General features: G+C 72.3%; 21 protein-coding genes. 16 read left to right on the top strand and 5 right to left on the bottom strand.

Annotated elements, in window-relative coordinates:
- Positions 1–64 precede the first annotated feature (64 nt).
- The 3 genes from ACFZ8E_RS17055 to ACFZ8E_RS17045 all read left to right on the top strand — a co-directional run bounded on the left by ACFZ8E_RS17055 (position 65) and on the right by ACFZ8E_RS17045 (position 4,983).
- Positions 65–1,963: an extracellular solute-binding protein gene (locus ACFZ8E_RS17055; RefSeq protein WP_405043314.1), complete on the top strand. Its 1,899-nt coding sequence runs from the start codon at positions 65–67 to the stop codon at positions 1,961–1,963.
- Complete coding sequence (locus ACFZ8E_RS17050; RefSeq protein ID WP_243945669.1) at positions 1,960–3,816, top strand: extracellular solute-binding protein; 1,857 nt, start codon at positions 1,960–1,962, stop codon at positions 3,814–3,816. Before ACFZ8E_RS17055 ends, ACFZ8E_RS17050 begins: the two co-directional genes overlap by 4 nt.
- A gap of 63 nt (positions 3,817–3,879) precedes the next feature.
- Positions 3,880–4,983 (top strand): microcin C ABC transporter permease YejB, encoded by a 1,104-nt coding sequence (locus ACFZ8E_RS17045; protein ID WP_147843590.1) that lies wholly within the window; start codon positions 3,880–3,882, stop codon positions 4,981–4,983.
- A gap of 10 nt (positions 4,984–4,993) precedes the next feature.
- Here ACFZ8E_RS17045 and ACFZ8E_RS17040 read toward each other — a convergent pair whose 3' ends face one another.
- Together ACFZ8E_RS17040 and ACFZ8E_RS17035 are read right to left on the bottom strand one after the other, a co-directional pair.
- A complete protein-coding gene (locus ACFZ8E_RS17040) occupies positions 4,994–5,608 on the bottom strand; it encodes an NIPSNAP family protein (RefSeq protein ID WP_243945667.1) in 615 nt (204 codons plus the stop codon).
- Between the two features lie 20 nt (positions 5,609–5,628).
- The gene (locus ACFZ8E_RS17035; RefSeq protein WP_147860107.1) at positions 5,629–6,402 is read right to left on the bottom strand and encodes a helix-turn-helix domain-containing protein; all 774 of its coding nucleotides are present in this window, start codon (positions 6,400–6,402) and stop codon (positions 5,629–5,631) included.
- A 138-nt stretch (positions 6,403–6,540) separates the two neighbouring features.
- On the opposite strand from ACFZ8E_RS17035, the gene ACFZ8E_RS17030 reads away from it, so the two are divergent.
- Together ACFZ8E_RS17030 and ACFZ8E_RS17025 are read left to right on the top strand one after the other, a co-directional pair.
- On the top strand, positions 6,541–7,737 hold the full coding sequence (locus ACFZ8E_RS17030) for an MFS transporter (protein WP_147844362.1): 1,197 nt from the start codon (positions 6,541–6,543) through the stop codon (positions 7,735–7,737).
- Between the two features lie 39 nt (positions 7,738–7,776).
- Positions 7,777–8,283 (top strand): GNAT family N-acetyltransferase, encoded by a 507-nt coding sequence (locus tag ACFZ8E_RS17025; RefSeq protein ID WP_243945665.1) that lies wholly within the window; start codon positions 7,777–7,779, stop codon positions 8,281–8,283.
- Between the two features lie 8 nt (positions 8,284–8,291).
- Here ACFZ8E_RS17025 and ACFZ8E_RS17020 read toward each other — a convergent pair whose 3' ends face one another.
- Complete coding sequence (locus ACFZ8E_RS17020) at positions 8,292–8,861, bottom strand: c-type cytochrome (protein ID WP_243938315.1); 570 nt, start codon at positions 8,859–8,861, stop codon at positions 8,292–8,294.
- The gene (locus tag ACFZ8E_RS17015) at positions 8,858–10,051 is read right to left on the bottom strand and encodes a PQQ-dependent sugar dehydrogenase (protein ID WP_405044400.1); all 1,194 of its coding nucleotides are present in this window, start codon (positions 10,049–10,051) and stop codon (positions 8,858–8,860) included. The genes ACFZ8E_RS17020 and ACFZ8E_RS17015 overlap by 4 nt, the downstream gene beginning before the upstream one ends.
- 404 nt (positions 10,052–10,455) lie before the next feature.
- Here ACFZ8E_RS17015 and ACFZ8E_RS17010 point away from each other — a divergent pair, with 404 nt between their 5' ends.
- From ACFZ8E_RS17010 to ACFZ8E_RS16960, 11 genes are all read left to right on the top strand, one after another.
- Positions 10,456–11,112 carry a protein-L-isoaspartate O-methyltransferase gene (locus tag ACFZ8E_RS17010; protein ID WP_147729888.1) on the top strand — a complete coding sequence of 219 codons (657 nt, stop codon included), beginning with the start codon at positions 10,456–10,458 and terminating at the stop codon, positions 11,110–11,112.
- Positions 11,113–11,308: 196 nt separating this feature from the next.
- On the top strand, positions 11,309–12,730 hold the full coding sequence (locus ACFZ8E_RS17005) for a TolC family outer membrane protein (protein WP_243988796.1): 1,422 nt from the start codon (positions 11,309–11,311) through the stop codon (positions 12,728–12,730).
- Positions 12,731–12,927: 197 nt separating this feature from the next.
- A complete protein-coding gene (locus ACFZ8E_RS17000) occupies positions 12,928–13,503 on the top strand; it encodes a PopZ family protein (protein WP_187276683.1) in 576 nt (191 codons plus the stop codon).
- A 93-nt stretch (positions 13,504–13,596) separates the two neighbouring features.
- Positions 13,597–16,338 carry a valine--tRNA ligase gene (locus ACFZ8E_RS16995; RefSeq protein ID WP_147858693.1) on the top strand — a complete coding sequence of 914 codons (2,742 nt, stop codon included), beginning with the start codon at positions 13,597–13,599 and terminating at the stop codon, positions 16,336–16,338.
- 3 nt (positions 16,339–16,341) lie between these two features.
- Complete coding sequence (locus ACFZ8E_RS16990; protein WP_243937477.1) at positions 16,342–17,037, top strand: DUF2459 domain-containing protein; 696 nt, start codon at positions 16,342–16,344, stop codon at positions 17,035–17,037.
- Positions 17,038–17,199: 162 nt separating this feature from the next.
- The gene (locus tag ACFZ8E_RS16985) at positions 17,200–18,750 is read left to right on the top strand and encodes a Do family serine endopeptidase (RefSeq protein ID WP_243945486.1); all 1,551 of its coding nucleotides are present in this window, start codon (positions 17,200–17,202) and stop codon (positions 18,748–18,750) included.
- A gap of 216 nt (positions 18,751–18,966) precedes the next feature.
- Complete coding sequence (locus tag ACFZ8E_RS16980; protein ID WP_244030253.1) at positions 18,967–19,728, top strand: 5-oxoprolinase subunit PxpA; 762 nt, start codon at positions 18,967–18,969, stop codon at positions 19,726–19,728.
- A gap of 4 nt (positions 19,729–19,732) precedes the next feature.
- Complete coding sequence (locus tag ACFZ8E_RS16975) at positions 19,733–20,488, top strand: allophanate hydrolase subunit 1 (RefSeq protein WP_243937480.1); 756 nt, start codon at positions 19,733–19,735, stop codon at positions 20,486–20,488.
- Positions 20,485–21,504, top strand: a complete 1,020-nt coding sequence (locus tag ACFZ8E_RS16970) for a biotin-dependent carboxyltransferase family protein (RefSeq protein WP_405043313.1) — start codon at positions 20,485–20,487, stop codon at positions 21,502–21,504. The genes ACFZ8E_RS16975 and ACFZ8E_RS16970 overlap by 4 nt, the downstream gene beginning before the upstream one ends.
- A gap of 42 nt (positions 21,505–21,546) precedes the next feature.
- Positions 21,547–22,368, top strand: a complete 822-nt coding sequence (locus tag ACFZ8E_RS16965; RefSeq protein ID WP_147728322.1) for a xanthine dehydrogenase family protein subunit M — start codon at positions 21,547–21,549, stop codon at positions 22,366–22,368.
- Positions 22,365–25,259, top strand: coding sequence for a molybdopterin-dependent oxidoreductase (locus tag ACFZ8E_RS16960; RefSeq protein ID WP_405043312.1), 2,895 nt, complete (start codon positions 22,365–22,367; stop codon positions 25,257–25,259). The genes ACFZ8E_RS16965 and ACFZ8E_RS16960 overlap by 4 nt, the downstream gene beginning before the upstream one ends.
- A 3-nt stretch (positions 25,260–25,262) precedes the next feature.
- Here the strand turns inward: ACFZ8E_RS16960 and hydA are convergent, their stop codons facing one another.
- Positions 25,263–26,672, bottom strand: a complete 1,410-nt coding sequence (gene hydA / locus ACFZ8E_RS16955; protein WP_405043311.1) for a dihydropyrimidinase — start codon at positions 26,670–26,672, stop codon at positions 25,263–25,265.
- Positions 26,673–26,693: the final 21 nt, after the last annotated feature.

The following is a 26,693-nucleotide window of genomic DNA, read 5'->3' as shown; positions in this document are numbered from 1 at the left end:
TCCTAAGCAGGCGGGAACGGCCCGCCGAACGGCCGATCACCGACGAACCGGAGACTGCCCCCTCGTGACAGCGCATCCCGTGATCGGACGATTGTTCGCAGGCACCTTGGCCGCCCTGGCGTTCGCCTGCCTCGCAGGACCCGCGGGCGCGCAATCCGAGCCTGCGCCGCCGGCGGCGGGTGCCGGCTGGGTGCACGCGGTGACGCTGATGGGCCAGCCGAAATACGGCCCGGACTTCAAGCATTTCGACTACGCCGACCCAGCAGCCCCCAAGGGTGGCCTCGTGCGCCTCGGGGCGCAGGGCGGGTTCGACAACTTAAACCTCGTGGTCTCGGGCCTGAAGGGCGACCTGGAGGGCGGGATCGCGCTGCTCTACGACACGCTCACCACCGAGTCGCTGGACGAGCCCTTCACCTCCTACGGGCTGCTCGCCGAGGCGCTGCGCGTCGCGCCCGACCTCGGCTCGGTGACCTACCGCCTGCGCGAGACCGCGAAGTGGCACGACGGCGTCGCGATCACCCCCGAGGACGTGGTCTGGTCGTTCGAGACCTTCAAGGCGAGCAGCCCGTTCTACGCCGCCTACTACCAGACCGTGGCCAAGGCCGAGGCCACGGGCCCGCGCGAGGTGACCTTCACCTTCTCCGAGACCGGCAACCGCGAGCTGCCGCAGGTGATCGGGCAGCTGCGCGTGCTGCCCAAGCACTGGTGGACGGGCAAGGATGCGCAGGGGCGCTCGCGCAACGTCACGGAGACGACGCTGGAGCCGCCGCTCGGCTCCGGCCCGTACAAGCTGGAAAAATTCGATCCCGGCCGCTCGGCGACCTACGTCCGCGTCGCCGACTACTGGGGCAAGGACCTGCCCGTGAATGCGGGGCGCAACAACTTCGGTACCCAGCGCTACGAGTACTTTCGCGACGGGACGGTGCTCATGGAGGCGCTGAAGGGCGACCTCTACGATTTCCGCGTCGAGAACATCGCACGCAACTGGGCCACCGCCTACGACGACGTCCCCGCGGTGAAGGACGGGCGCCTGATCAAGGAGGCCTTCCCCGATCGCGGCAACGGCAACATGCAGGCGTTCATCTTCAACACGCGCAGGGACAAGTTCAAGGACCCGCGGGTGCGGCGCGCCTTCAACCTCGCGATGAACTTCGAGGAGATGAACCGGGCCCTGTTCTACGGCCTCTACAAGCGCATCGACTCGTACTTCTACGGCTCCGAGCTCGCCGCCTCCGGCCTTCCCGAGGGCGAGGAGAAGGCGCTGCTGGAGACGGTGAAGGACAAGGTGCCGCCCTCCGTCTTCACCGCGCCCTACAAGAACCCCGTGAGCGACACGCCCGAAGCCGTGCGCACGAACCTGCGCGAGGCGGTGCGCCTGCTGCGCGAGGCCGGCTACGAGCAGCGCGACGGCCGGATGGTGAACAAGGCCACGGGCGAGCCGCTCACCGTCGAGTTCCTCGAGTTCCAGAACACCTTCGAGCGGGTGATCCTGCCGTTCTCGGCGCAGCTGAAGCTCATCGGCATCGGCACCACCCTGCGGGTGATCGACCAGGCGCAGTACCAGAACCGGATGCGCAACTTCGAGTTCGACGTCACCACCGGCTCCTGGCCGGAATCGCTTTCCCCCGGCAACGAGCAGCGCGAGTTCTGGGGCTCGGCCTCCGCCGACAAGCCGGGCTCGCGCAACCTCATCGGCATCAAGGATCCCGCGATCGACGCGCTGATCGAGACGGTGATCTTCGCCAAGGACCGACCGGGCGTCCTGACGGCGACCCACGCCCTCGACCGGGTGCTGCTCGCCCACGAGTTCGTCGTGCCGCAATGGGCCTCGAACGTCTCGCGGACGGTGCGCTGGAACCGCTTCGCGCACCCCGCCGTGCTGCCGCTCTACGGCTCGTCCGGCTTCCCGACGACCTGGTGGTACGACGCGGCGGCGGCCGCCAAGACCGGGGCGCCGCGTTGAGCGGCGTCTCCCGCCGCACCCTGGTCCTCGGCGCGGGCGCGCTGACGGCCGGCGTGGCCCTTCCCCGCGCGGCGGCCGCGGAAAGCCAAGCTTCGCACGGCCTGTCGAGCTTCGGCGAGCTGAAATACCCCAAGGACTTCCAGCGCTTCGACTACGTGAACCCGATGGCGCCCAAGGGCGGCCGCTTCTCGTCGCAGCTGAGCCAGACCTTCGGAAACCAGGCGCCCGACACCTTCAACACCCTGAACGCCTACGTGCTGCAGGGGGAGGGGGCCGCCGGCATGAACCTCACCTTCGACAGCCTGATGGTGCGGGCGCTGGACGAGCCGGACGCGCTCTACGGCCTCGTGGCGCGCGCGGTGACGGTGTCCGAGGACGGGCTGGCCTACACCTTCGCCCTGCGCCCGCAGGCGCGGTTCCACGACGGCTCCAAGCTGACCGCGAAGGACGTCGCCTTCAGCCTCACACTGCTGCGCGAGAAGGGCCACCCGGAAATCTCGGAGGTGATCCGGGACATGACGGATGCGCGGGCGCTCGACGACGAGACCGTCGTCGTCAGCTTCGCCCCCGGCCGCGCCCGCGACCTGCCGCTCGCCGTGGCGCAGCTGCCGATCTTCTCAGCGGCCTACTACGCCAAGCGCGACTTCGCGGCCTCCAGCCTCGAGCCTCCGCTCGGCTCGGGGCCGTACCAGGTCGGCCGCGTCGATGTCGGCCGTGCGATCGAGTTCGAGCGGGTGCGCGACTACTGGGCCGCGGACCTTCCGGTGATGGTCGGGCAGAACAACTTCGATGCGATCCGGTACGAGTATTTCCGCGATCGCAACGTCGCCTTCGAGGCGTTCAAGGGGGGCGCCTTCACCTTCCGCGAGGAGTTCACCGCGCGGGTCTGGGCCACCGGCTACGACTTCCCGGCGGCGACGGAGGGCCGCGTGGTGCGCACCACCGTGCCGGATGCCCGTCCCTCCGGCACGCAGGGCTGGTGGATCAACACCCGCCGGCCCCAGTTCCGCGATCCGCGGGTGCGCGAGGCGATCGGCCTGTGTTTCGACTTCGAGTGGACGAACAAGAACATCATGTTCGGCGCCTACACGCGCACGGCCTCGTTCTTCGAGAACTCCGTCCTGAAGGCGACCGGCACGCCGTCCCCGGACGAGCTGGCGCTGCTCGAGCCCCTGCGCAAGGACCTGCCGGCGGAGGTGTTCGGCGAGCCGTGGACGCCGCCGGTCTCGGACGGGTCGGGGCAGGACCGCACGCTGCTGCGGCGGGCCGACGCGCTGCTGCGCGAGGCCGGCTGCACCCGCGACGGCGGCCTGCTCACGCTGCCCGGCGGCAAGCCGTTCGAGATCGAGTTCCTCGATTCGAGCCCGGCGCTGGAGCCGCATACCCATCCCTTCATCCGCAACCTCGGCCTGCTCGGGATCAAGGCGACGATCCGCACGGTCGACGCCTCGCAATACCAGTCGCGTCTCAAGGACTTCGACTTCGACATGACCTCGCGGCGCTACGCCAGCGGCGTCACGCCCGGGGCGGAGCTGCGCGAGACCTACGGCTCGCGCTCGGCCGCCACGGCGGGCTCCAACAACCTGTCGGGCATCGCGAACCCGGCGATCGACGCGCTGCTCACCGCCATCGCCGACGCGAAATCCCGCGACGCCTTGAACGCCGCGTGCCGGGCGCTGGACCGGGTGCTGCGCGCCGGGCGCTACTGGGTGCCGATGTGGTATGCCGGCACGCACAAGCTCGCGCTCTGGGACGTCTACGGCCATCCGGCGGAGGGCCCGAAATACGATCTCGGCGCCCCGGCCGTGTGGTGGTTCGACGCCGACAAGGCCAAGCGGATTGGCTGGAACTGACGCGCGGCGCCGGACCGCCGAGCCCCGGCCCTCGGGGCGTCGGCGACACAGGAGACACCTTCGTTGCTCGGCTACATCCTGCGCCGCATCGGCCTGATGATCCCGACCCTGTTCGGGATCATGCTGATCACCTTCACCATCGTGCAGTTCGCTCCGGGCGGGCCGGTGGAGCGGGTGCTCGCGCAGATGCAGGGGCAGGGCGACGGCACGCTCTCGCGCGTCACCGGCGGCACCGGCGACCTCGGCGGCGCGAGCCGGCCGGCCTCGGGCGGCGAGGCGAGCTCGCGCTACCGCGGGGCGCAGGGGCTGAGCCCCGACTTCATCGCAAAGCTCGAGAAGCAGTTCGGCTTCGACAAGCCGGCGCCCGAGCGCTTCGCCAAGATGCTGTGGGACTACGTCCGCTTCGATTTCGGCCGCAGCTACTTTCGCGACGTCACCGTCATCGAGCTGATCAAGGAGCGACTGCCGGTCTCGATCTCGCTCGGCCTGTGGATGACGCTCCTGTCCTACGCGATCTCGATCCCGCTGGGCATCCGCAAGGCGGTCTCCGACGGGGCCCGCTTCGACCGCTGGACCTCGTTCGTCGTCATCGTCGGCTACTCTGTGCCGGGCTTCATGTTCGGGCTGATGCTGATCATCCTGTTCTCCGGCGGCTCGTTCTTCCAGTGGTTCCCCCTGCGCGGGCTGACCAGCGAGGGCTGGGAGACGTTCTCGACCTGGCAGAAGATCGGCGACTACGCCTGGCACATGGTGCTGCCGCTGACCGCCCTGGTGATCGGCGCCTTCGCGACCTCGACGCTGCTGACCAAGAACTCGTTCCTCGACGAGATCCGCAAGCAGTACGTGCTCACCGCGCGGATGAAGGGCCTGTCGGAGCGACGGGTGCTCTACGGCCACGTCTTCCGCAACGCGATGCTGATCGTCATCGCGGGCTTTCCCGGAGCCTTCATCTCGGCCTTCTTCACCGGCTCGCTGCTGATCGAGACGATCTTCTCGCTCGACGGCCTCGGCGAGCTCTCGTTCCGGGCGATCGTCGGGCGCGATTATCCGGTGGTGTTCGCCACCCTGTACATCTTCTCGCTGCTCGGGCTGGCGGTGAACCTGCTCTCCGACCTGATCTACGTCTGGATCGATCCGCGCATCGACTTTTCCGCCCGCGCCACCTGAGCGGCAACGATCAGGTCAGCGGCGACCAGGCCTCGGGCAGGCCGATGCTGGAGACGGCCTCGGCGATGTGGTCGGGGCCGCCCTTCGGCGGCCAGTGCCCCGAGCCCTGCGCCGCGCGGCGCAGGGACGCCCGCTCCCCCAGGCTCGGGAAGCCCCAGATGTGGGTGATCCGCGGCGCGCCGTCGAGCGCGTACAGGTTGGTCACGAGGTGGTCGGTGTAGGGCTTGGCCGGCGGCACGGCCGCCTCCCAGGCGTCGAGCGTCGGCGGCAGGCCGCCCGGCTTCAGGCGGTAGGTGCGGAACTCGTAGACGCCGCCGCGGGCGCCGGTGCGCACCGGCGGCAGGAACGGAAAGGCGGCGTAGCTGTCCATCTCCAGGGCGGTCGCGACGCCGCCGGCGTTGAACGGGCTCGCGCTCATGAGGGCGCGACGGCGCTCGGCGCTCATATCCTCCGGCGCCTCGAAGCCGCGCAGGACCAGGAGCCGGCCGAGCATCCCGATCTCGGTGCGCCAGCTCCCGAGCACGCTGCCGCCGGCCGCGGGCGCGCCGACCCAGGCCGCCGCCCCCTCGGAGGCGCGATCGAGCGCGTTCAGGGGGCATGAGAGCGCGGCGAGTTCGTAGAGCATGCCCATCGGCCTCCGGCTGATCAGCCGGGGATATGGGGCCGCGCGCCGTGCGGGCCCAGCACCCGCCCGACCGTCGCTCGCAGCGCGTGGCGGCTGCGATACCCCACCGCCGCCGCGACGTGCCCGGCCGGGCGGCCGTCGGCGGCGAGGGCCAGCGCGCGGATCACCCGCGCCCGCGCGCGCCAATCGCCGAAGCTGAGACCGGTCTCCTGGCGGAACCCGCGGGTCAGCGTGCGCCGGCTCGCGCCCGCGCGCGTCGCCCAGGCATCGAGGTCGTCGGCCGAGCCCGGATCCTCGATCAGCCCGAGGCAGACCCGGCGCAGGCGCGCGTCGCGCGGCAGCGGAAGCGCCAGCGGCGTCTCCGGGGCCCGGCCGATCTCGTCGAGGACCAGGGCGGCGAGATGCCCGCCGCGGCCGGCCTCGTCGTAGAGCACCGGCTCCTCGGCGAGCGCCGCCAGCGCCGCGACGAGGAGCGGCGACACCGCGATCACCCGGCAGCGATCGGGAACGGCGAAGGCGCGCGGATCGAGATAGGCCGAGCACATCGCCACCGCCCCGTGCATCGCGACCGCATGCGGCAGCCGCGGCGGGATCAGCAGCGCGTGCCCCTCGGGCACGACCCAGGTGCCGTCGTCGGCCGAGGCCATCATCAACCCGGCGGTGGCGTAGAGCAGCTGTGCGCGCGGGTGGAAGTGCCGGTCGGTCCGGCTCGCGGCGGCGAAGGCCTTGGGCATCACCGCGACCGACCGGGGCACGTCCTGGTAGTCGGCGGCATCGGTCGAGCGCGGCGGCATGGCCCATCCTCGCAAAGGGTCGCTTTCCGTCCGCGCATGCACGGGCGCGTCGAAGAATGGCCCGGGAGCGTACATTTGCGGCCCGACACCGTCCATCGGGTCAGGGTATGAGGCGGCGGTCCCGAAGGATACGCCGCGATGAGCCCGGACGATCTCTCCAGCCGCACCCTGCGCTTCGTCAACGTGGCGCACGCCCTCGACCACTTCGTGCTGCTGATCTACCCGACCGCGGTGATCGCCATCGCGAGCCAGACCGGCCTCGGCTACGGCGAGCTGATCGGGCTCGCGACCGGCGCCTTCGTCGCCTTCGGGCTGTGCTCGCTGCCGATGGGCTCGCTTGCCGACCGTTTCGGGCGGCGCAACATGCTCGCGGTGTTCTTCTTCGGCTACGGGCTGTCTTGCCTCGGGGTCGCCAGCGCCGCGACGCCGACCGCGTTCGCGATCTGGCTGTGCGTGCTCGGCCTCGCCTCGGCGATCTACCACCCGGTCGGCTCGACCATGCTGGTCACCCACGCGCGGCGCCTCGGGCACGACCTCGGCATCAACGGGGTCTGGGGCAATTTCGGCGCCGCCAGCGCCTCGGGCGCGACGGCGCTGCTCGCCACGACGCTCGGCTGGCAGGCCGCCTTCGTGGTGCCCGGCCTCGTGTGCCTCGCCTGCGGCACCGCCTTCGTCGCGATGGTGCCGGGGGACGGGGACGGCGAGGCGCGCAAGGCCGGCGGGGCGGCAATCATCCCGGTGACGCGGCCGATGGCGCTTCTGGCGATGTTCGGCGTGGCGATCTTCGCCGGCGGCATCACCTTCAACGTCACCACGATCTCGCTGCCGAAGGTGATCGACGAGGGCGTCGGGCAGGCCCTGTCGCTGACCCTGATCGGCTCGATCGCCACCGCGGTCTTCGTCTTCGGCGCGCTGACCCAGCTGCTGATGGGCCGCCTCGTCGACCGCTTCGGCCTGCCGAGCCTGTTCCTCGGCCTGTCGGTGCTGCAGCCGCTCGGCCTCGGCCTCGCGGCGGCGTCCTCCGGCCCCCTGTTGCTGCTCGGGCTGGTGCTGGCGATCGCCGCGATCTACGGGCAGGTCGTCATCAACGACGCGATGATCGCGCGCTACGTCCCGGCGCACCAGCGCGCGAAGGCCTACAGCCTGCGCTACTTCGTGGGCTTCACCGCGAGCGGCTTCGTGGTGCCCCTGATCGCCCTGCTGCACGACCGTGGCGGCTTCGGCCTCGTGCTCGGGACGGCGGCGGCCTTCGGCGGCCTGATCTGGGTCGCCGCGTTCGGGTTCTACCGGCTGGTGCGGAGCGACGCGCAGCCCGTTCTCGCCGCCGCCGCGTAGCGGCTGCGGGCGCCGTCGAAACCTGTTACGCCGAACCTCGTGCCAGCCCTCTCCCTCGTCATCCGCCCCGAGAACCCCGACGATGGCGACGCCATCGAGCGTCTGCACGCCCGCGCCTTCGGGCCTGGGCGCTACGCGCGCACCGCGTTCCGGCTGCGCGAGGGCTCGGCGCACCGGGCCGACCTCAGCGTCACGGCCTCGGTCGGCAGCTTCCTCGTCGGATCGGTGCGGATGGCGCCGGTGACGGCCGGCGGCGCCGGCTTCCTCGCGCTGGGGCCGCTCGCCGTCGACCCGAGCTTCTCCGGGCGCGGCGTCGGCACGGCGCTGATGCGGGCGAGCCTCGCCGCGGCGACGTCGGCCGGCGAGGGCCTGGTGATCCTGGTCGGCGACGCGCCGTTCTATGCCCGGTTCGGGTTCTCGCCGGTGCCGGCCGAGCATCTGGTCCTGCCCGGCCCGGTCGACCCGGCCCGCTTCCTCGCCCTCGAGCTGAAGCCGGGCTTCCTCGCCACGGCCCGCGGGGCGGTCGCGGCGATCCGCACCGGCTGAAGCCTCGCTCAGAGCCGCGCGATGTAGGCGGCGAGGTCGGCGATCTCGTCGTCCTTCAGCGTCTGCGCGACCTCGTTCATCGCCGGGTCGTAGCCGGGCCGGGCGTTCGAGCGATACGCCGTGAGCGCCGCCTTGAGGTAGTCCTCGCGCTGGCCGCGGATGCGCGGGAGCGCGTCGCGCCCGGTCAGCTCGGCCCCGTGGCAGGACTTGCACTGGTGCTTGGACACCAGCGCCTGCGCCCGCGCGAGGAGTGCTGGATCGGGCGGGCCGCCGGCAGGGACCGGTGCGGGCAGGGCGCCCACCGCGTCGGCGAAGCCGCGCAGGTCGTCGTCGGACAAAGCCGACGCCATGTCGTTCATCGGCGGCGCCTCGCGCTGCCGCTCCCGGAACTGGAACAGCTGCGTGACGACGTAGTCGGGCATCTGCCCGCCGAGCGAGGGCACGCCCTCGGTCCCGGAGGTGCCGCGCTCGCCGTGGCAGGCGAGGCAGGGCACCAGCCGCTCCCCCAGCGGGGCGGACGTCGCCGTCCCGAGGAGGAGCGTCGCGAGGAGGAGGGCCGGGGCGATCGCGCGGCTCATTGCGCGGCGCTGATCCGGTAGATCGCGCCGTTGTAGTCGTCCGAGACCAGGAGCGCCCCGTCGTCGGCCACCAGCACGTCGACGGGGCGGCCGACATACTTGTTGTCCTGCAGGAAGCCGGAGAGGAACGGCTCCACCGAGGCAACCTTGCCGTCGGAACCGAGGCGGGCCACCACCACGTCGCCGCCGAGCTTGCGCGTTCGGTTCCACGAGCCGTGCCGGGCGATGAACATTGCGTTCCTGTAGTCCGCCGGGAACATGGCGCCGGTGTAGAAGCGCAGGCCGAGCGAGGCGGTGTGGGGGCCCAGCAGCGCCGCCGGCGCCGTGAACTCGGCGCAGGAATGGCCCCAGCCGTATTCCGGATCGGTGAAGGTGCCCTGGTGGCAGTACGGGAAGCCGAAATGCTGCTTGCCCGGCTCGGTCAGCACGTTGAGCTCGTCGTTCGGGATGTCCTCCGACACCCAGTCGCGGCCGTTGTCGGTGAACCACAGCTGCTTCGTGATCGGGTTCCAGTCGAAGCCGACGGTGTTGCGCACCCCGCGGGCGATCACCTCGACATTCTTGCCGTCGAGGTCCATCCGCCGGATCTGGGCGTGGGTGTCGGGGGGCATCGTGATGTTGCCGGGCGATCCGACCGGGACGTAGAGCTTGTCATCGGGGCCGATGGCGATGAACTTCCAGCCGTGCGCCTCGTCCTTGGGCAGGTCGTCGTAGACCAGCACCGGCTTCGGCACCTCGTCGAGATGCGCCTCGATGCCGTCGTAGCGCCAGATCTTCGAGAGCTCGGCCACGAACAGAGATCCGTCGTGGAACGCGAGCCCGTTCGGCCGGTGCAGGCCGGTGGCGATGGTCTTGACCTCGCGCTTGCCGTCAGGCCCGACCTTCGCCGGGATCGCGTAGACCTTGCCGACCGCGCGGGTGCCGACGAACAGAGTCCCGTCCGGGCTCTGGCGCATCGAGCGGGCGTTGGCGAGCCCGCTGGCATAGACCTCGATCTTGAAGCCGTCGGGCACCGTCAGCTTGTCGAGCGGGAGCTTACCCAGCGGCGTCGCGAGCGGCGGCCCGGAGATCGGTGCGAGCTTGGCGGCGTCCCCGCCCTCGGGGCGCCCGTAGAGGGCGGAGCCCTTGTCGACGGCAGGGGCCGCGGGGGCGGCGGCAGCCGGGGCGGAGCTCGCCGGCTGCTGCGCCAGGGCGCCTTGCGCGGCGAGGCAGGTCGTCAACGCCAGCGCGGCGAGGCTTCGGCTCAGGACGGGTGTCACGCGGCGTCTCCCGGGCTCGGCGGGATCTCGGCGCGTCGCGCCGGCCCCCGCTCGTCATCGGATCCGTTATTCACGCTCCAACCGGCGAAGGCGAGCGCCCCGGGAAACAGGTTCCCCGCACCGTCACCACCGGTTGCATCCCGGCGCCGCTGCGGCGTGTCGAGCGGGCGCGGATGTCTCACCGAACCGGTTCGCGGGCCGGCGGCCCGCCCGGCGCAACCTTGCCTTTTGGCACCCGATCCCCGAGAAACCGGCTGATCCGGAAGCGTGAGCGCGGCCTCGGCGGGCGTCTCGCGGAACCGGCTCGTTCGAACCGCGTCGAGGAACCCGTCTCCATGCTCGATTACGCGCAGGCCCGACGCCTGATGGTCGACTGCCAGCTCCGGACCTTCGACGTGAACGACATCGCGGTGCTGGACGCGTTCGACGCGGTGCCGCGCGAGAACTTCGTGCCGCCGGGGGCGGAGCCCTTCGCCTACATCGACCAGAACCTGAAGCTCGGCGGCAGCGACGGCGACCTGCGCTACATGCCGGCCTCGATGCTGCTCGCGCGGATGATCCAGGCGCTGCGCATCGGCGGCGGCGTCCGGGCGCTCGATGTCGGCACCGGATACGGCTACGCCGCCGCCGTGATGGCGCGCCTCGGCGGCCGGGTCACCGCCCTCGAATCGGACCCCGCCCTGGCGGAGGCGGCGCGCGAGCGCCTCGACGGGACGCAGGTCGAGGTGGTGGAGGGGCCCCTCGCCGCCGGCTTGCCGAAGGCCGGCCCGTACGACGCGATCCTGATCAACGGCCGCGTCGAGGTGCGCCCGCAGGCGCTGCTCGACCAGCTGAAGGACGAGGGCCGCCTCGTCTGCGTCCTCGGTCGCGACAAGTCCGCCAAGGCGACCCTGTTCGTCCGCGCCGGCGACGCCTTCGGCGCACGCCCGCTGTTCGACGCGGCGCTTCCGGGCCTGGCGGCGTTCCGCGAAGAGGCCGGCTTCGCGTTCTGAGCGGTCGGCGCGCTCTCGGCATCGCGCTCCGATCGCGCGGGGGGGGGGTGTCGCTTTTATGCGCCACGTCCCGACGATTCGAGGGATGGGCCGTCCTCGCCCTGGGCCACGTCTTCGTGAATGGGTTAAGGTCTGCCCCGGGGCGGGCGTGACCGGGCCGGCGCTCATGCGCCGTGGCCGTCGCAAGACGGGCAAGATGGTCTTCGAGAAACCGCAAGGGCTGATCGACGTGACACAACGCAAACCTGCGACGCGCCCCGCGCTTCGGCTGGCCGGCCTCGCCGTCGCCGCCGGGCTGACGGCCGGTCCGGCAGCGTCCGAGACGCTGGAATCGGCGCTCGCCAAGGCCTACGGCGGCAACCCGCAGCTCAACTCCAGCCGCGCCGGCGTCCGCGCGACCGACGAGGGCGTCGCGATCGCGAAGTCCGGCTATCGCCCGACCGCCAGCATCAGCGCCGACATCGGCTCCCAGTACCTCGAAGGCCGCGTCTCCGGAGCGCAGCTCGCGCAGACGACGACGCCGGGCGGTGCGGGCCTCACCGTCAACCAGACATTGTTCAACGGGTTCCAGACCGACAACAACACCCGCCGCGCCGAGTCGAACGTCTACAGCCAGCGCGAAAGCCTGCGCTCCACCGAGATGTCGGTGCTGTACGGCGGCGTGCAGTCCTACATGAACGTGCTCAGCAACACCGCGACGCTGGAGCTGAACCGCAACAACGTCGAGGTGCTGGAGGAGCAGCTCCGCCAGACCCGCGACCGCTTCAACGTCGGCGAGGTCACCCGCACCGACGTCGCCCAGGCCGAGGCGCGCCTCGCCGGCGCCCGCTCGCAGGTCAGCGTCGCGGAATCGGCCCTGCGCACCAGCATCGGCACCTATCGCCAGAACATCGGCGTCGAGCCGCGCCAGCTCGCCCCGGGCCGCCCGCTCGACCGCTACGTGCCGGCCAACCTCGATTCGGCGATCGCGATCGGCCTGCAGGAGCATCCGCAGATCCTCTCGGCGCTGCACGCGGTCGACGCGGCCGAGGCGCAGGTCAAGGTGCTCGAGGCCGCGCTGTATCCGACCGTCGGCCTGCAGGGCAGCGTGCAGCAGCGCTACGACCAGACCTTCCCCGGCGACAACTTCGTGTCGGCGTCGATCGTCGGGCGGGTGACGATCCCGCTGTACCAGGGCGGCCAGGAATACGCGCAGATCCGCCAGCAGAAGGAAGTCGTCGGCCAGACCCGCATCCAGGCCGACCTCGTCCGCGATCAGGTCCGCGCGCAGGTGGTCGACTTCTGGGGCCGGCTCGAGGCCGCCAAGGCACAGGTGATCGCCGCCCAGGCCCAGGTCCAGGCCAACGAGGTCGCGCTGAACGGCGTCCGCGAGGAAGCCCGCGTCGGTCAGCGCACGACCCTCGACGTGCTCAACGCGCAGCAGGAACTGCTCAACGCCCGCGTGAACCTGATCACCGCCCAGCGCGACCGGGTGATCTTCTCCTACGGCGTGGTCCAGGCGATCGGCCGGCTGACGGTGCGCTACACCGCGGTGCCGGTGGCGGTCTACAGCGCCAAGGTCCACTACGACCAGGTCAAGGACCTCTGGTACGGCGTCCGCTCACCGGACGGCCGCTGAGGCGGCGTGATTCGCGCCCGCGACCCGAGGGTTCGGGCGGGCGCGGGCAAGCGGAATACGGGCAGGCGGAATAACGGCGCCCGGCGGGTGATTTCCCGAGGACTGTGCTCCGGCTGCGCTTGTCGCGTGCGCGCGGCGTGGAATACTCCATTCGACAGCCGTTTTTCGTCCCTCCCACCTTCTCGAGCGCCGTCCGGATGAGTGCAGCGAGCCCCAAGATCCAGGACAAGGCGGCGGAGAAGGCGCACGAGCCCTCCATGGAGGAGATCCTGGCGTCGATCCGCCGGATCATCGCCGACGATCAGGCGGTGAAGCCGCCCGAGCCGGCCGCGGTTCGCCCCCCCTCGCACGAGAACGACGACGTGCTCGACCTTGCCGAGATGGAAGAACCCGCGCCGCCGCCGCGCCCGGCCGCCAAGCCGGTGCCGCTGGAGCTCGAAACGCTCGATTTCGACGCGATCGATTTCGACGCGATGGAGCCGGAGCCCGAGCCCGAGCCGGCCCCCGCGCCGCGGGCCGCCGCGCCGGAGCCGGCGCGCAGGCCCGACCCCGCGCCGGAGCCCGGGCTGATCTCGTCCGCGGCCGGCGCCAGCGTCAACCAGGCCTTCAACCTGCTCGCCAACACGGTGTCGAGCCAGAACGCGCGCAGCCTGGAAGACCTCGTCCAGGACATGCTGAAGCCGATGCTCAAGGCCTGGCTCGACGACAACCTGCCGGTGATGGTCGAGCGGCTGGTGCGCGTCGAGATCGAGCGGGTCGCCCGCGGCCGCTGAGGTCGCGCGTGTCGCCGCCCGTGTTGACGGGAGGCCCGTGACGGGTTGAAAGCGGGCTCGAAATTCTCGAGACGGACCCGCGATCGCCCGCCCATGATGGACAAGACCTTCGACCCGGCCGGCGCCGAGGCGCGCGCCAGCGCCGCGTGGACGAGCGCCGACGCGTTCCGCGCCGGGCGGCCCGACCGGGCCGGTGCCGAGCCGTACTGCATCGTCATCCCGCCGCCCAACGTGACGGGCTCGCTGCATATCGGCCACGCCCTCAACAACACGCTGCAGGACATCCTCGCCCGCTTCGAGCGGATGCGCGGCCGCGACGTGCTGTGGCAGCCGGGCATGGACCATGCCGGCATCGCCACGCAGATGGTGGTCGAGCGCCGCATGATGGAGGCGCAGGAGCCGGGCCGCCGCGAGATCGGCCGCGCGGCCTTCCTCGACAAGGTGTGGGCCTGGAAGGCGGAATCGGGCGGCGCGATCGTCTCGCAGCTGAAGCGGCTCGGCGCCTCCTGCGACTGGTCGCGCGAGCGCTTCACCATGGGCGAGCGCGGCGCGCCCGACGAGCAGATGGTCCGCGCGGTCACGAAGGTGTTCGTCGACCTGCACGCGCAGGGGCTGATCTACCGCGACAAGCGCCTCGTGAACTGGGACCCGAAGTTCCAGACCGCGATCTCGGACCTCGAGGTCCAGCAGGTCGAGGTGAAGGGCCACCTCTGGCACTTCGACTATCCGGTGGTGGACGCGGCCGGCATCGAGACGGGCGACATCATCACGGTCGCCACGACGCGCCCCGAGACCATGCTCGGCGACACCGCCGTCGCCGTCCACCCCGAGGACGAGCGCTACGCCGCGCTCGTCGGCAAGCACGTGCGCCTGCCGCTGGTCGGGCGCCTGATCCCGATCGTCGCCGACGACTATTCCGATCCCGAGAAGGGCACCGGCGCGGTCAAGATCACGCCCGCGCACGACTTCAACGACTTCGAGGTCGGCCGTCGCCACGGCTGCCGGCCGATCAACATCCTGGACAGCGAGGCGCGGATCGCACTCGACGGCAACGCCGACTTCCTGGCCGACGCGAACCCGGATGCGGAGGCGCTGGCCCTCCACGGCCTCGACCGGTTCGCAGCCCGCAAGGCCGTCGTCGCGCTGATGGAGGCGGCGGGACGCCTGCGCGAGATCGAAGCCAACACCCACGCCGTCCCGCACGGCGACCGCTCGGGCGTGGTGATCGAGCCCTACCTGACCGACCAGTGGTACGTGAACGTGAAGCCGCTGGCCGAGCGCGCGCTTCAGGCGGTGCGCGACGGGCGCACGCGCTTCGTGCCGGAGAATTCCGAGAAGACCTTCTTCCAGTGGCTCGAGAACATCGAGCCGTGGTGCATCTCGCGCCAGCTCTGGTGGGGTCACCAGATCCCGGTCTGGTACGACGCGGAGGGTGGCATCTACGTCGCCGGCAGCGAGGCGGAAGCCGAGGCGCAGGCCGCGGCCAAGCAGGGCTCGCCGGTCGCGTTGCGCCGCGACGAGGACGTCCTCGACACCTGGTTCTCCTCCGCCCTGTGGCCGTTCTCGACGCTGGGCTGGCCGGAGAAGACCGCCGAGCTCGCGCGCTACTACCCGACCAACACGCTGGTGACCGGCAAGGACATCCTGTTCTTCTGGGTCGCCCGCATGATGATGCTCGGCCTGCACGTCACCGACGAGGTCCCGTTCGACACGGTCTACCTGCATACGCTGGTGCGCGACGCCTCCGGCGCCAAGATGTCGAAGTCGAAGGGCAACGTCGTCGACCCGCTCGGGCTGATCGACCAGTACGGCGCCGACGCGCTGCGCTTCACCCTGACGGCGCTCGCCGCGCAGGGGCGCGACATCAAGCTCAGCCCGGCCCGCGTGGAAGGGTACCGCAACTTCGCGACGAAGCTCTGGAACGCCGCGCGCTTCGCCGAGATGAACGGCTGCGCCCTCGATCCCGCCTTCGATCCGAAGGCGGTACGGGAGCCGCTGAACCGCTGGGCGCTCGGGGAGGCCGCGCGTGCCGTCGCCGAGGTCACCGCCGCTCTGGAGGCCTACCGCTTCAACGACGCGGCGGCCGCCGCCTACCGCTTCGTCTGGAACATCTTCTGCGACTGGACGATCGAGCTGGCCAAGCCCGTGCTCCAGGGCGAGGGTGTCGACCCGGCGCTGAAGGGCGAGACGCAAGCGACCATCGCCTTCCTGATCGACCAGATCGCGAAGCTGCTGCATCCGTTCATGCCGTTCCTCACCGAGGAGCTGTGGGCGATCAAGGGCGCGGCACTGCCCGATCGCGGCCTGCTCACGCTCCAGCCCTGGCCCGACCTGTCGGGGCTGGCGGATGCCGAGGCCGAGACCGAGATCGGCTTCGTGGTCGACCTCGTCTCCGAGGTGCGCTCGGCCCGCTCCGAGACCGGGGTGCCGGCCGGCGCGCAGGTTCCGCTGGTGATCGTCGGGGCCGATGCGGCGGTGCGGGCGCGGATCGGCGCCTGGCACGACACGCTGGTGCGCCTCGCCCGCCTCTCCGAGATCGGGTTCGCCGACGCCGCGCCGAAGAACGCGGTGCAACTGCTGGTCCGCGGCAGCGTCGCGGCCCTGCCGCTGGAGGGCATCGTCGACCTCGGCGCCGAGGTGGCGCGCCTGAAGAAGGAGGCCGCCAAGGCCGAGGGCGAGATCAGGAAGCTCGACGGCAAGCTCGGGAACGCCGACTTCGTGGCGCGCGCCCCCGAGGAGGTGATCGAGGAGAGCCGCGAGCGGCGCGAGGCCGAGGCCGAGCGGCTGGCCAAGCTTCAGGAGGCGCTGGCGCGGTTGAGCGACCCGGCGTCCTGAGCCTTGCGCCGGCTGGCGAAGGCGCTGGCCGGCATCGTCGGAGCGCTCGTCCTTGCCGTGATCCTCACGGCGCGACCGGGCGACCCGGCCCTCTATCCGCCCGCGGAGGCGGCGCCGCAGGTGATCCACGTGGTCAGCCACGGCTGGCACAGCGGGATCGCGCTTCCAGTCGCGACGCTGACGGGGCCGGGGGCGGGGCCGGCGCTCCGCGACATCGCCGTGCGGTTCCGCGCCTACCCGACGCTCGAGTTCGGCTGGGGCGAGGCCCGGTTCTACGCGGCGACGCCGACGCTGGCGGAGTTCGACTGGCGGCTGGCGCTCGGCGCCCTGTTCACGCCCGGCGGCAGCGACGGCGTGATCCAGGTGGTCGGCCTCGACGCGAACCCACGCGCGAGCTTTCCGCACGCCGACATCCTGGCGATCCCGGTCTCGGCCGCCGGGCTGGAAAAGCTCCTCGCGCGGCTGGAAGCCGGCTTCGCGCTCGCCGACGGCCATCCGGTCGACGTCGGCCCCGGCCTCTATGGGCCGAGCCTGTTCTACCGGGGCGCAGGCCGGTTCTCCTGGACCAACGTGTGCAACCACTGGACCGCCGGCCTCGTCAACGCGGCCGGCCTGCCCGTCGCGCCGGTGCTCGCGACGCTGCCGCGCGGGCTCATCCTCGATCTCGAATGGCGCTCCGGCGCGACGGCGGTCCCGTGACGCTCGCGCCACGCTGCGCGCGCCGTCGTCGGCCCGGCGGCGTCCGGCCAACCTGTCGAAACGGTAATGCGCCCGTCACGGGCGGGTGAGGCGCCGGGCCTTAGGACAGGGTCATCGCCCGCCGAGCCGGCGGCGCCGAAGATGTCCCCGGAGACTTGTCGCATGTCCGTTCCGCAGACCCGCACCACCGCCCGCACCAGCCGCCGGGCCCTGGCCTCGGTCGCCGCCGCCGCCCTCATCGCGGGCGGCGCCCTCGGCAGCGGCTATCTGCCGGCCGCTACGCCGGCCCTCGCCCAGGCGCTGCCGCAATCCCCGATCGCCGCGCCGGAGCACCCGCCGGGCTCGTTCGCCAACATCGTCGACAAGGTGAAGCCGGGCGTCGTCTCGGTGAAGGTGAAGCTCGACGACTCCGCGTCCAGCGACGACGAGGACGGCCCGAGCGGCCAGCAGGGCCAGAACCTGCAGAACGTGCCGCCGCAGCTGCGCGAGTTCTTCAAGCGCTTCGGCCAGAACGGCCCGAACGGTGGACCGCCCGGCATGCAGCCGCAGCACCAGGGCCCGCGCGGCGCCGTCGGCTCCGGCTTCATCATCTCCGCCGACGGCTACGTCGTGACCAACAACCACGTCGTCGACCACGCCAAGACCGTGCAGGTGACGCTCGACGACGGCCGGACGCTGGACGCCAAGGTGATCGGCAAGGATTCCAAGACCGACATCGCGCTCCTGAAGATCAAGGATTCCGGCAGCTACCCCTACGTCCAGTTCGGCAAGGCGGCCCCGCGGGTCGGCGACTGGGTGGTGGCGATCGGCAACCCGTTCGGCCTCGGCGGCACGGTGACCGCCGGCATCGTCTCGGCCCGCGGCCGCGACATCGGCGCCGGCCCGTACGACGACTTCCTGCAGATCGACGCGCCGATCAACAAGGGCAATTCCGGCGGCCCGACCTTCAACGTCAACGGCGAGGTCGTGGGCGTGAACACCGCCATCGCCTCGCCGTCGGGCGGCAGCGTCGGCCTCGCCTTCGCCATCCCCGCCGAGACCGTGCAGGCGGTGGTCGATCAGCTCAAGACCGACGGCAAGGTCGCCCGCGGCTATCTCGGCGTGCAGGTCCAGCCGGTGACGCAGGACATCGCCGAGGGGCTCGGCATGGCCAAGCCGAAGGGCGCCCTGATCGATCACGCCGAGGACGGCACACCGGCGGCCAAGGCCGGCCTCAAGTCCGGCGACGTGATCGAGTCGGTCAACGGCAACCCGATCAACGACGCCAAGGAGCTGTCCCGCAAGATCGCGGGGCTGAAGCCCGGCGCCAAGGTTGAGATCGCCTATCTCCGCGGCGGCAAGTCCGACAACGCGACGATCACGCTGGGCGCGCTCCCGACCGACGGGTCGAAGGTGGCCTCCTCGGACACCGGCATGGCCGGCGGCCAGCCGCGGCTCGGGCTGAGCCTGGCGCCGGCGGCGGAGGTCGGCCTGTCCGACAGCGGCGTCGCGGTGGTCCAGGTCGATCCGGACGGTCCGGCCGCCGCCAAGGGCATCGAGCAGGGCGACGTCATCCTCGACGTGGCCGGCAAGAGCGTGACCCGCCCCTCGGAGGTCGCCGAGCAGATCCGCACGGCCGAATCCAGCGGGCGCAAGGCGGTGCTGATGCGGGTGAAGAGCAGCAAGGGCGTGACCCGCTTCGTCGCGATCTCGTTGACCAAGAACGACGGCTGATCCGACACGCGCGCCGGGGCCTTGCCCCCGGCGATCCCGATCGACCCACGCACGGCATCGGCAGGACGCGGACGCGTTCGGCCGGTGCCGTCTCGTCGTGACCGCTCGCTCGCGCCGATGGAACGGATCTTGAACCGGATCGGCCGGGGCCTGCTTCGGAATTCGTTCTAGGCGCGCTATAGTCGGCTCCGCGAACTCCACGGGATCCGCGACCGGATGGCGAGCGTCGACCTGAACTCCGATCTCGGCGAGGGCTTCGGCGCCTATGCCTGCGGCGACGACGCGGCGATGCTCGCCATCGTCACCTCGGCCAACGTCGCCTGCGGGATGCATGCGGGCGACCCGGAGATCATGGCCGAGACCTTCGCGCGGGCGAAGGCGAACGGCGTCGCCGTGGGTGCCCATCCGGGCTTTCCCGACCTCTGGGGGTTCGGGCGGCGGCGGATGCCGTTCACCGCGCCCGAGATCGAGCGCCTCGTCGCCTATCAGATCGGCGCCGCCGAGGCGCTCGCGGCCTATGCCGGCCATCGCATCGCCTACGTGAAGGCGCACGGGGCGCTCGCCAACCTCGCAGCCGCCGAGCGCGACGTCGCCGACGCGATCGCCCGGGCCGTGCGCGCGGTCGACCGCGACTTGGCGCTGCTCGCCATCGCGCTGACGGCGCAGGTGCCGGCCGGCGAGGCGGCGGGCCTCGAGGTCCACCAGGAGATCTTCGCCGACCGGGGCTACGCCGAGGACGGCCAGCTGATCGCCCGCGGCCGGCCCGGGGCGATGATCGACGGCGCGGAGGAGGCCGCCGGCCGCGTCCTCGCCATGGTGGAGGCCGGCGCGATCGTCACCGCGCAGGGCACCCGCCTGCCGACGCCGATCCGCTCGGTCTGCGTCCACGGCGATTCCGCGCACGCGGTCGCCACCGCCCGGGCGGTGCGCGACCGGCTCGAGGGCGCCGGCATCCGCCTCGCCCCGTTCCGGGCCTGAAGAGGTGGGACCGCCTCCGCGCCTGCTCGATGCCGGGGAGGCAGCGCTCGTCGCCGAGTTCGGCAGCGCGGTCGATCCGGCGATCAACGACCGGGTGCTGGCGCTCGACGACGCCCTGCGCGCCGACCCGCCCGCCGGCCTCCGCGAGACCGTGCCGACCTACCGCTCGCTGATGATGCACTACGATCCGCTCGTGCTCGATCGCGCGGCGCTCGCTGCGCGGGTCGTCGCGCTCGCGGACGCTGCCGGTGCGGGCCGAGCCGCGCCGACGCTCTGGACGCTGCCCTGCTGCTATGCCGAGACCAGCGCGGGCGAGCCCTGCGGCGAGGACGTCGCCGCCATCGCCGAGCGCACCGGCCTTTCCGCGGCGCGGGTGGCAGGCCTGCATGCGGGGGCGACCTACCGGGTCTACATGTACGGGTTCGCGCCGGGCTTCGCCTATCTCGGCGGCCTGCCGAGGGAACTGGCGGTGCCGCGCCGGGCAAAGCCCCGTTCGCCGCATCCGGCCAACGCGCTCCTCGTCGGCGGAGGGCTCGCCGCAATCGGCACCGTGCCGATGCCGACCGGTTGGTACGTGATCGCGCGGACCCCGGCCCGGCTCTACGCGCCCGAGCGCGACGAGACCTTCCCGGTCGCCGCCGGCGACCGCATCCGCTTCGCGCCGGTGGACGCCGCGACCTTTTCGGCCCTGGAGCGGCGCGCCGCAGCCGGCGAGGTCGTGGCCCGGCGCGAGGCCTATGCCGGGGACCCGGCGCCGTGAGCCCGCGCCTCGCGATCCTCGCCGCCGGGCCGAGCGTGACGCTGCAGGATGCCGGGCGCCACGGATACCTGCGCTACGGCATCACCTCTGCCGGGCCGATGGACGCGCTCGCCTTCGACACCGCCAACCGCGCCGCCGGCAACCCGCCCGGCGCGACGGCGATCGAGGTCTCGGCCGGCGGCATCGCCGTCGCGGCGGAGGGCGGCCCGCTCGGCCTCGTCCTGGCGAGCACGGGCTTCCGCATCGCCCTCGACGGCCAGGCGCTGCCGGCCGCCGTCGCGCTGACGCTGGAGCCCGGCCGGACGCTCGCGGTGCGGGCGGGCTCGGCCGGGGCATGGTGCTACCTCGCGGTGTGCGGACGTATCGCCGTCGCGCCGGTGCTCGGCTCGACCGCGACCCACACCCGGTCCGGCCTCGGCGGCCTCGATGGCCGCGCGCTGGCGGCCGGCGACAGCCTCGCGATCGACGCGGCGCGCGCCGGCGCCGGCGATCCGCAGGCCCTGGTCGCGCCCTGGCTCGACCGGCCGGCCGACACGATCCGCGTGGTGCTCGGGCCGCAGGACGACGCCTTCGCGGCGGACCAGATCGCGGCGTTCCTCGACGGCCCGTGGACGGTCGCCGGGCGCGGCGACCGCATGGCCTGCTTCCTCGACGGCCCGCGCCTGACCCATGCACGCGGCCACGACATCGTCTCCGACGGCATCGCCATGGGCGCGATCCAGGTGCCGGGCGAGGGGCTGCCGATCGTGCTGATGGCCGACCGGCAATCGACGGGCGGCTACCCGAAGATCGCCACGGTGATCGGCCCCGACCTCGGGCGGCTCGCCCAGGCCCAGGCCGGCACCCGGCTGCGCTTCGCCGCGGTCTCGATCGCGGACGCCGTCGCGGCCCGCAGGGCGGAGGCCGCGTGCCTCGCGCCCGAGATCCGGGTGGAGCCGGTGGTCCGCACCGCATTCCCGTCCGAGCTGCTGCTCGGGCTGAATCTCGTGGACGGCGTCGTCGACGCACGCCGCTGATCGCGCAGGCGGTTGGACGAAGACTTGCTTGGGCGCAGCCGCATGGATCTCGATACGATCAGCTCGGTCCTCACCCCGCGGGAGCCCGGCTCGCTGCCGGGCTGGCGCGCGGGCGACGCGTGGCTCGCCGGCGGCACCTGGCTGTTCTCGGAGCCGCAGCCGCATCTCGCGCGGCTGATCGACCTCACCGCCCTGGCGCTTCCGCCGAGCGCGGCGACCGAAGCGGGCTTGAGCCTGTCGGCCACCTGCACGATCGCCGAGCTGGACCGGATCGAGCTGCCGCCCGCCTGGATCGCCGCGCCGCTCGTCGGGCAGAGCTGCCGGGCGCTGCTCGGCTCGTTCAAGATCTGGAACCGGGCGACCGTGGGCGGCAACCTCTGCCTTGCGCTGCCCGCCGGGCCGATGATCGCGCTCGCCGTGGCGCTCGACGGCGTCTGCACCATCCGCACCGGCGCGGGCGGCGAGCGCCGGATGGCGGTGGCCGAGTTCGTGCTCGGGCCGCAGGCGACCGCGCTCGCCCCGGACGAGGTCCTGCTGCGCCTCGACATGCCGGCCTCGGCCCTCAAGCGGCGCGCGGCCTTCCGCCGGATCTCGCTGAGCCCGAACGGCCGCTCCGGCGCCCTGCTGATCGGCACGCGGGACGCCGACGGCACGCGCGTCGTCACCGTCACGGCCTCGACCCGCCGCCCGGTGCGCCTCGTCTTCCCGGCGCCGCCGAGCGCCCGCGACCTCGCCGACGCGATCGCAACGCGGATCGACGACGCGCTCTGGTACGACGACGTGCACGGCGCGCCGGATTGGCGCCACCACGTCACCGGCCTGCTCGCCGAGGAGATCCGGGCCGAGCTCAGCGAGGGCGCATGAGGATCGTCGTCAACGGCCATGCCGAGGAGGTGGCGCCGCGTCCCGGCCAGTGCCTGCGCACGCTGCTGCGCGAGCAGGGCTGGTTCGGCGTCAAGAAGGGGTGCGACGCCGGCGATTGCGGCGCCTGCACGGTCCACCTCGACGGCGAGCCGATCCACAGCTGCCTGCTGCCGGCGTTCCGGGCCGAGGGGCGCAGCGTCACCACCATCGAGGGGCTGTCCGGCCCGTGCCGGCCGGGGCAGGGGGTGCCGGACCGGGCGCCGGATCGAGCGCCGGACCCGCTGCACCCGATGCAGGCGGCCTTCGTCGCGGCCCAGGGCTTCCAGTGCGGCTTCTGCACGCCCGGGATGATCATGACGGCGGCGTCCCTCGACCAGGGCCAGAAGCGCGACCTCGGCGCGGCGCTGAAGGGCAATCTCTGCCGCTGCACCGGCTACCGCGCCATCCGCGACGCCATCGCCGGCATCGCCTCGGCCGAGGCGGCGACCGCGAGCGACCCGATCGGGCGCAGCGTGCCGGCGCCCGCGGCGCCGGACATCGTGTCGGGCCGCGCCGGCTACACCTTCGACCTCGCCATGCCGGGCCTGCTGCACATGCGGGTGCTCCGCTCAGACCACGCGCACGCGCGGATCGTCGCGATCGATCGCGCGGCGGCCCTGGCGCTCCCGGGCGTCGTCGCGGTGCTCACCCATGCGGACGTGCCGAACCTGCGCTTCTCCACCGGCCGACACGAGAACCCGGCCGACGACGCGCCTGATACCCGCGTGCTCGACGACACCGTCCGCTTCGTTGGCCAGCGCGTCGCCGCGGTGGTCGCCGAGACGGAAGCCGCGGCGGAGGCCGGCGTGCGGGCGCTCGCTGTCGCCTACGAGCCGTTGCCGGCGGTGTTCGACCCGGAGGATGCGATGCGGCCCGACGCGCCGCGCGTCCACGGCGGGGTCGTGTCGGGGGCGGACGCGCCGCCGCAGGCGTTCCGCGCGAACCTTGCGGCCGAGGCGCACGGCCTGGTCGGCGACGTCGAGGCGGGTTTTGCCGAGGCGCACCGCATCCACGAGGGCACCTATCTCTCGCAGCGGGTGCAGCACGCCCATCTCGAGACCCACGGCGCGATCGGCTGGCGGGACGCGGACGGCCGCCTCGTGATCCGCTCCTCAACGCAGGTGCCGTTCCTGACCCGCGACGCGCTCTGCACGCTGTTCGGCCTCGACCGATCGCAGGTGCGGGTGATGGCGGCCCGCGTCGGCGGCGGCTTCGGCGGCAAGCAGGAGATGCTGACCGAGGACCTCGTCGCGCTGGCGGTGCTCCGCACCGGGCGCCCGGTGAAGTGGGAGCTCACCCGCCAGGAGCAGTTCACCGCCACCACCACCCGCCATCCGATGCGGGTCCGGGTGAAGCTCGGCGCGCGAGCCGACGGCACGCTCACCGCGATCCAGCTCGACGTCGTCTCGAACACCGGGGCCTACGGCAACCATGCCGGCGGCGTGCTCCACCATGGCACCAACGAGGTGATCGGCGCCTATCGCTGCCCGAACAAGCGCGTCGACGGCTACGCCGTCTACACCCACACCCTGCCGGCCGGCGCCTTCCGCGGCTACGGCCTCAGCCAGACGATCTTCGCCGTCGAATCGGCGATGGACGAGCTCGCCCGCGACCTCGGCCTCGACCCTTACGCGATGCGCCGCCGCAACGCGGTGCGGCCCGGCGACCCGATGGTCTCGACCAGCCTGGAGCCGCACGACGTCGAATACGGCAGCTACGGCCTCGACCAGTGCCTCGACCTCGCCGAGCGTGCGATGGCGGCCCCCGGCGGCGACCCGGCTCCGGAAGGCTGGCGTGTCGGCGAGGGCATGGCGATGGCGATGATCGACACGATCCCCCCGCGCGGGCATTTTTCGGACGCGCGCATCCGGCTTTCCCTGTCCGGGCCATCCGATCGCGGGTCCCTTCTCCCAGGGGGAGCGGGACAGGGTGAGGGGCGTGGCCTCTCCGGCGCGTCCTCGTCCCTCACCCCAGCCCTCTCCCGCACGGGAGAGGGGGTCCGTCGCGGTGATGGCGACCCTTCCGACGGCGCCGTCTACGAGCTTTCGGTCGGCACCGCGGAGTTCGGCAACGGCACCACCACCGTGCATGCGCAGATCGCGGCGGCCGCCCTCGGCACCGCGCCGGACCGCATCCGCATCCGCGCCTCCGACACCGACGCGGTCGGCCACGACACCGGCGCCTACGGCAGCACCGGCATCGTCGTGGCGGGGCGCGCGACGCTGAACGCGGCGGAGGCGCTCGCGCGCGCGATCCTGACCCGGGCGGCGGCGCAGGCGGGCGCCGCGGCCGCCGACTGCCGCCTCGAAGCCGACCACGTGATCGTTCCGGGGGGCCGCATCGCGTTGGCCGACCTCATCGCCGAGGGTCCGCTCGAAGCGGAAGGCCGGGCCGACGGCTCGCCGCGCTCGGTCGCCTTCAACGTCCAGGCGTTCCGGGTCGCCGTGCATCCGGGGACCGGCGAGGTCCGGATCCTGCGCAGCGTCCACGCGGCCGATGCAGGCCGCGTGATCAACCCGATGCAGTGCCGCGGGCAGGTCGAGGGCGGCGTCGCGCAGGCCCTCGGCGCGGCGCTGTACGAGGACGTGCGCCTCGACGAGGCCGGCCGCGTGATCACCCAGACGTTCCGGAACTACCACATCCCGGCCTGCGCCGACGTGCCGGCGACCGAGGTGCTGTTCGCCGACACCCACGACAGCATCGGCCCGCTCGGCGCGAAATCGATGAGCGAGAGCCCGTTCAACCCGGTCGCCCCGGCGCTCGCCAACGCGATCCGCGACGCGACCGGCGCGCGGCTCACCGCGACGCCGTTCGCGCCGGACCGGATCTTTCGGGATGTCGGGGCGGCCTGACCTTCAGCCCGGCACGATGCTCCGGTCGAGCACGCGGCCCTGGCCCGGCACGGACAGCACCCGGCCGTCCTCGGCGACGACCTGCCCGCGCGCGATCGTCATCACCGGCCAGCCGGTCACCGAAAGCCCCTCCCAGGGGGTGTAGTCGGCGCCGTGATGGAGCGCCGCCTGCGTGATCGTCTCGCGGCGGTTCGGGTCCCACAGGGTCAGGTCGGCGTCGAAGCCGGGGCCGATCGAGCCTTTCTTCGGATACAGGCCGTAGAGCTTGGCGTGGTTCGTCGCGGTAAGCGCCGCGAACTGGTTCAGCGAGATCCGGCCCTTGGACACGCCCTCGGAGAAGAGCACCGGCAGCCGGGTCTCGATGCCGGGAATGCCGTTCGGGATCCAGCGGAAGGAGGTTCTTCCGCGCGGGTTGAGCTTGCCCTGGGGGTCGTCGTAGCGGAACGGGCAATGGTCGGAGGAGACCACGTCGAAGATCCCGCGCTGCAGGCCGGACCAGATCGCCGCCTGGCTCGCGGCATCCCGCGGCGGCGGCGAGCAGACGTACTTCGCGCCCGACATCGGGTCGTCGCCGATCCCCTTCATGTCGTCGGCCGTCAGCGTCAGGTATTGCGGGCAGGTCTCTGCATGGATCTTCAGGCCGCGCCCCTGCGCCCACGCGATCTGCTCCATCGCCTGCTCGCCCGAGACGTGGACGATGACGATCGGCAGGTCGACCAGCTCGGCATGGCTGATCGCCCGATGCGCCGCCTCGCGCTCGACCGGTTGCGGCCGCGACAGCGCATGGCCGAAGGGCCGGGTCTCCCCGGCCTTCTCCAGGCGCTCGCCGAGGTAGCGGATCGCGTCGTAGCCCTCGGCATGGACCATCACGCGGGCGCCCTCGCGCCGGGCGACGTCGAACACGTCGAGGATCTGCCGGTCGTTCAGGACCAAGTCGTCGTACGTCATGAAGACCTTGAACGAGGTGTAGCCGGCGGCGATCAGCGCCGGCAGCTCCTGCCCGAGCACCGCCTCGGTCGGGTCCGAGACGATCAGGTGGATCGCCGCGTCGACGTGGCATTGCCCCTCGGCCAGACCGCGATAGGCCTCGGCCGCCGCGCGCAGGGAGCTGCCGCGCGGCTGCAACGCGAACGGCATCACGCAGGTGTTGCCGCCGGCGGCGGCCGCCCGCGTCGCCGAGGCGAAGTCGTCGGCCATGACGATGCCGGGCCCCGAGGGCTGCGCGATGTGGACGTGGCTGTCGATGCCGCCCGGCAGCACCAGCAGCCCGGACGCGTCGATGGTCCGGGCCGCGTCCGCCACCCGCTCGGCCACCGCGACGATGCGGCCGTCGCGGATGCCGATCTCGGCACGCAGCGTGTCGGCGGCGGTGACGACGGTGCCGCCGCGGATCGCGAGATCGAAGTCGGGCATGGTTTCGCCGCCTCTCGGGTG

It is taken from the genome of Methylobacterium sp. HMF5984, from assembly GCF_045033435.1.
Lineage (GTDB): Bacteria > Pseudomonadota > Alphaproteobacteria > Rhizobiales > Beijerinckiaceae > Methylobacterium.
Note: the sequence above shows the minus strand (reverse complement) of the source record. Positions and strands in the feature narration are given on the sequence as shown.

What these genes read in the sequence shown, in the direction of transcription:
- ACFZ8E_RS17040 (WP_243945667.1), bottom strand. Translation starts at nt 5,608, where the DNA reads ATGCTCTACGAACTCGCCGCGCTCTCATGCCCCCTGAACGCGCTCGAT.
- ACFZ8E_RS17035 (WP_147860107.1), bottom strand. Translation starts at nt 6,402, where the DNA reads ATGCCGCCGCGCTCGACCGATGCCGCCGACTACCAGGACGTGCCCCGG.
- ACFZ8E_RS17030 (WP_147844362.1), top strand. Translation starts at nt 6,541, where the DNA reads ATGAGCCCGGACGATCTCTCCAGCCGCACCCTGCGCTTCGTCAACGTG.
- ACFZ8E_RS17020 (WP_243938315.1), bottom strand. Translation starts at nt 8,861, where the DNA reads ATGAGCCGCGCGATCGCCCCGGCCCTCCTCCTCGCGACGCTCCTCCTC.
- ACFZ8E_RS17010 (WP_147729888.1), top strand. Translation starts at nt 10,456, where the DNA reads ATGCTCGATTACGCGCAGGCCCGACGCCTGATGGTCGACTGCCAGCTC.
- ACFZ8E_RS17005 (WP_243988796.1), top strand. Translation starts at nt 11,309, where the DNA reads ATGGTCTTCGAGAAACCGCAAGGGCTGATCGACGTGACACAACGCAAA.
- ACFZ8E_RS17000 (WP_187276683.1), top strand. Translation starts at nt 12,928, where the DNA reads ATGAGTGCAGCGAGCCCCAAGATCCAGGACAAGGCGGCGGAGAAGGCG.
- ACFZ8E_RS16995 (WP_147858693.1), top strand. Translation starts at nt 13,597, where the DNA reads ATGATGGACAAGACCTTCGACCCGGCCGGCGCCGAGGCGCGCGCCAGC.
- ACFZ8E_RS16985 (WP_243945486.1), top strand. Translation starts at nt 17,200, where the DNA reads ATGTCCGTTCCGCAGACCCGCACCACCGCCCGCACCAGCCGCCGGGCC.
- ACFZ8E_RS16980 (WP_244030253.1), top strand. Translation starts at nt 18,967, where the DNA reads ATGGCGAGCGTCGACCTGAACTCCGATCTCGGCGAGGGCTTCGGCGCC.
- ACFZ8E_RS16965 (WP_147728322.1), top strand. Translation starts at nt 21,547, where the DNA reads ATGGATCTCGATACGATCAGCTCGGTCCTCACCCCGCGGGAGCCCGGC.
- ACFZ8E_RS16960 (WP_405043312.1), top strand. Translation starts at nt 22,365, where the DNA reads ATGAGGATCGTCGTCAACGGCCATGCCGAGGAGGTGGCGCCGCGTCCC.
- hydA (WP_405043311.1), bottom strand. Translation starts at nt 26,672, where the DNA reads ATGCCCGACTTCGATCTCGCGATCCGCGGCGGCACCGTCGTCACCGCC.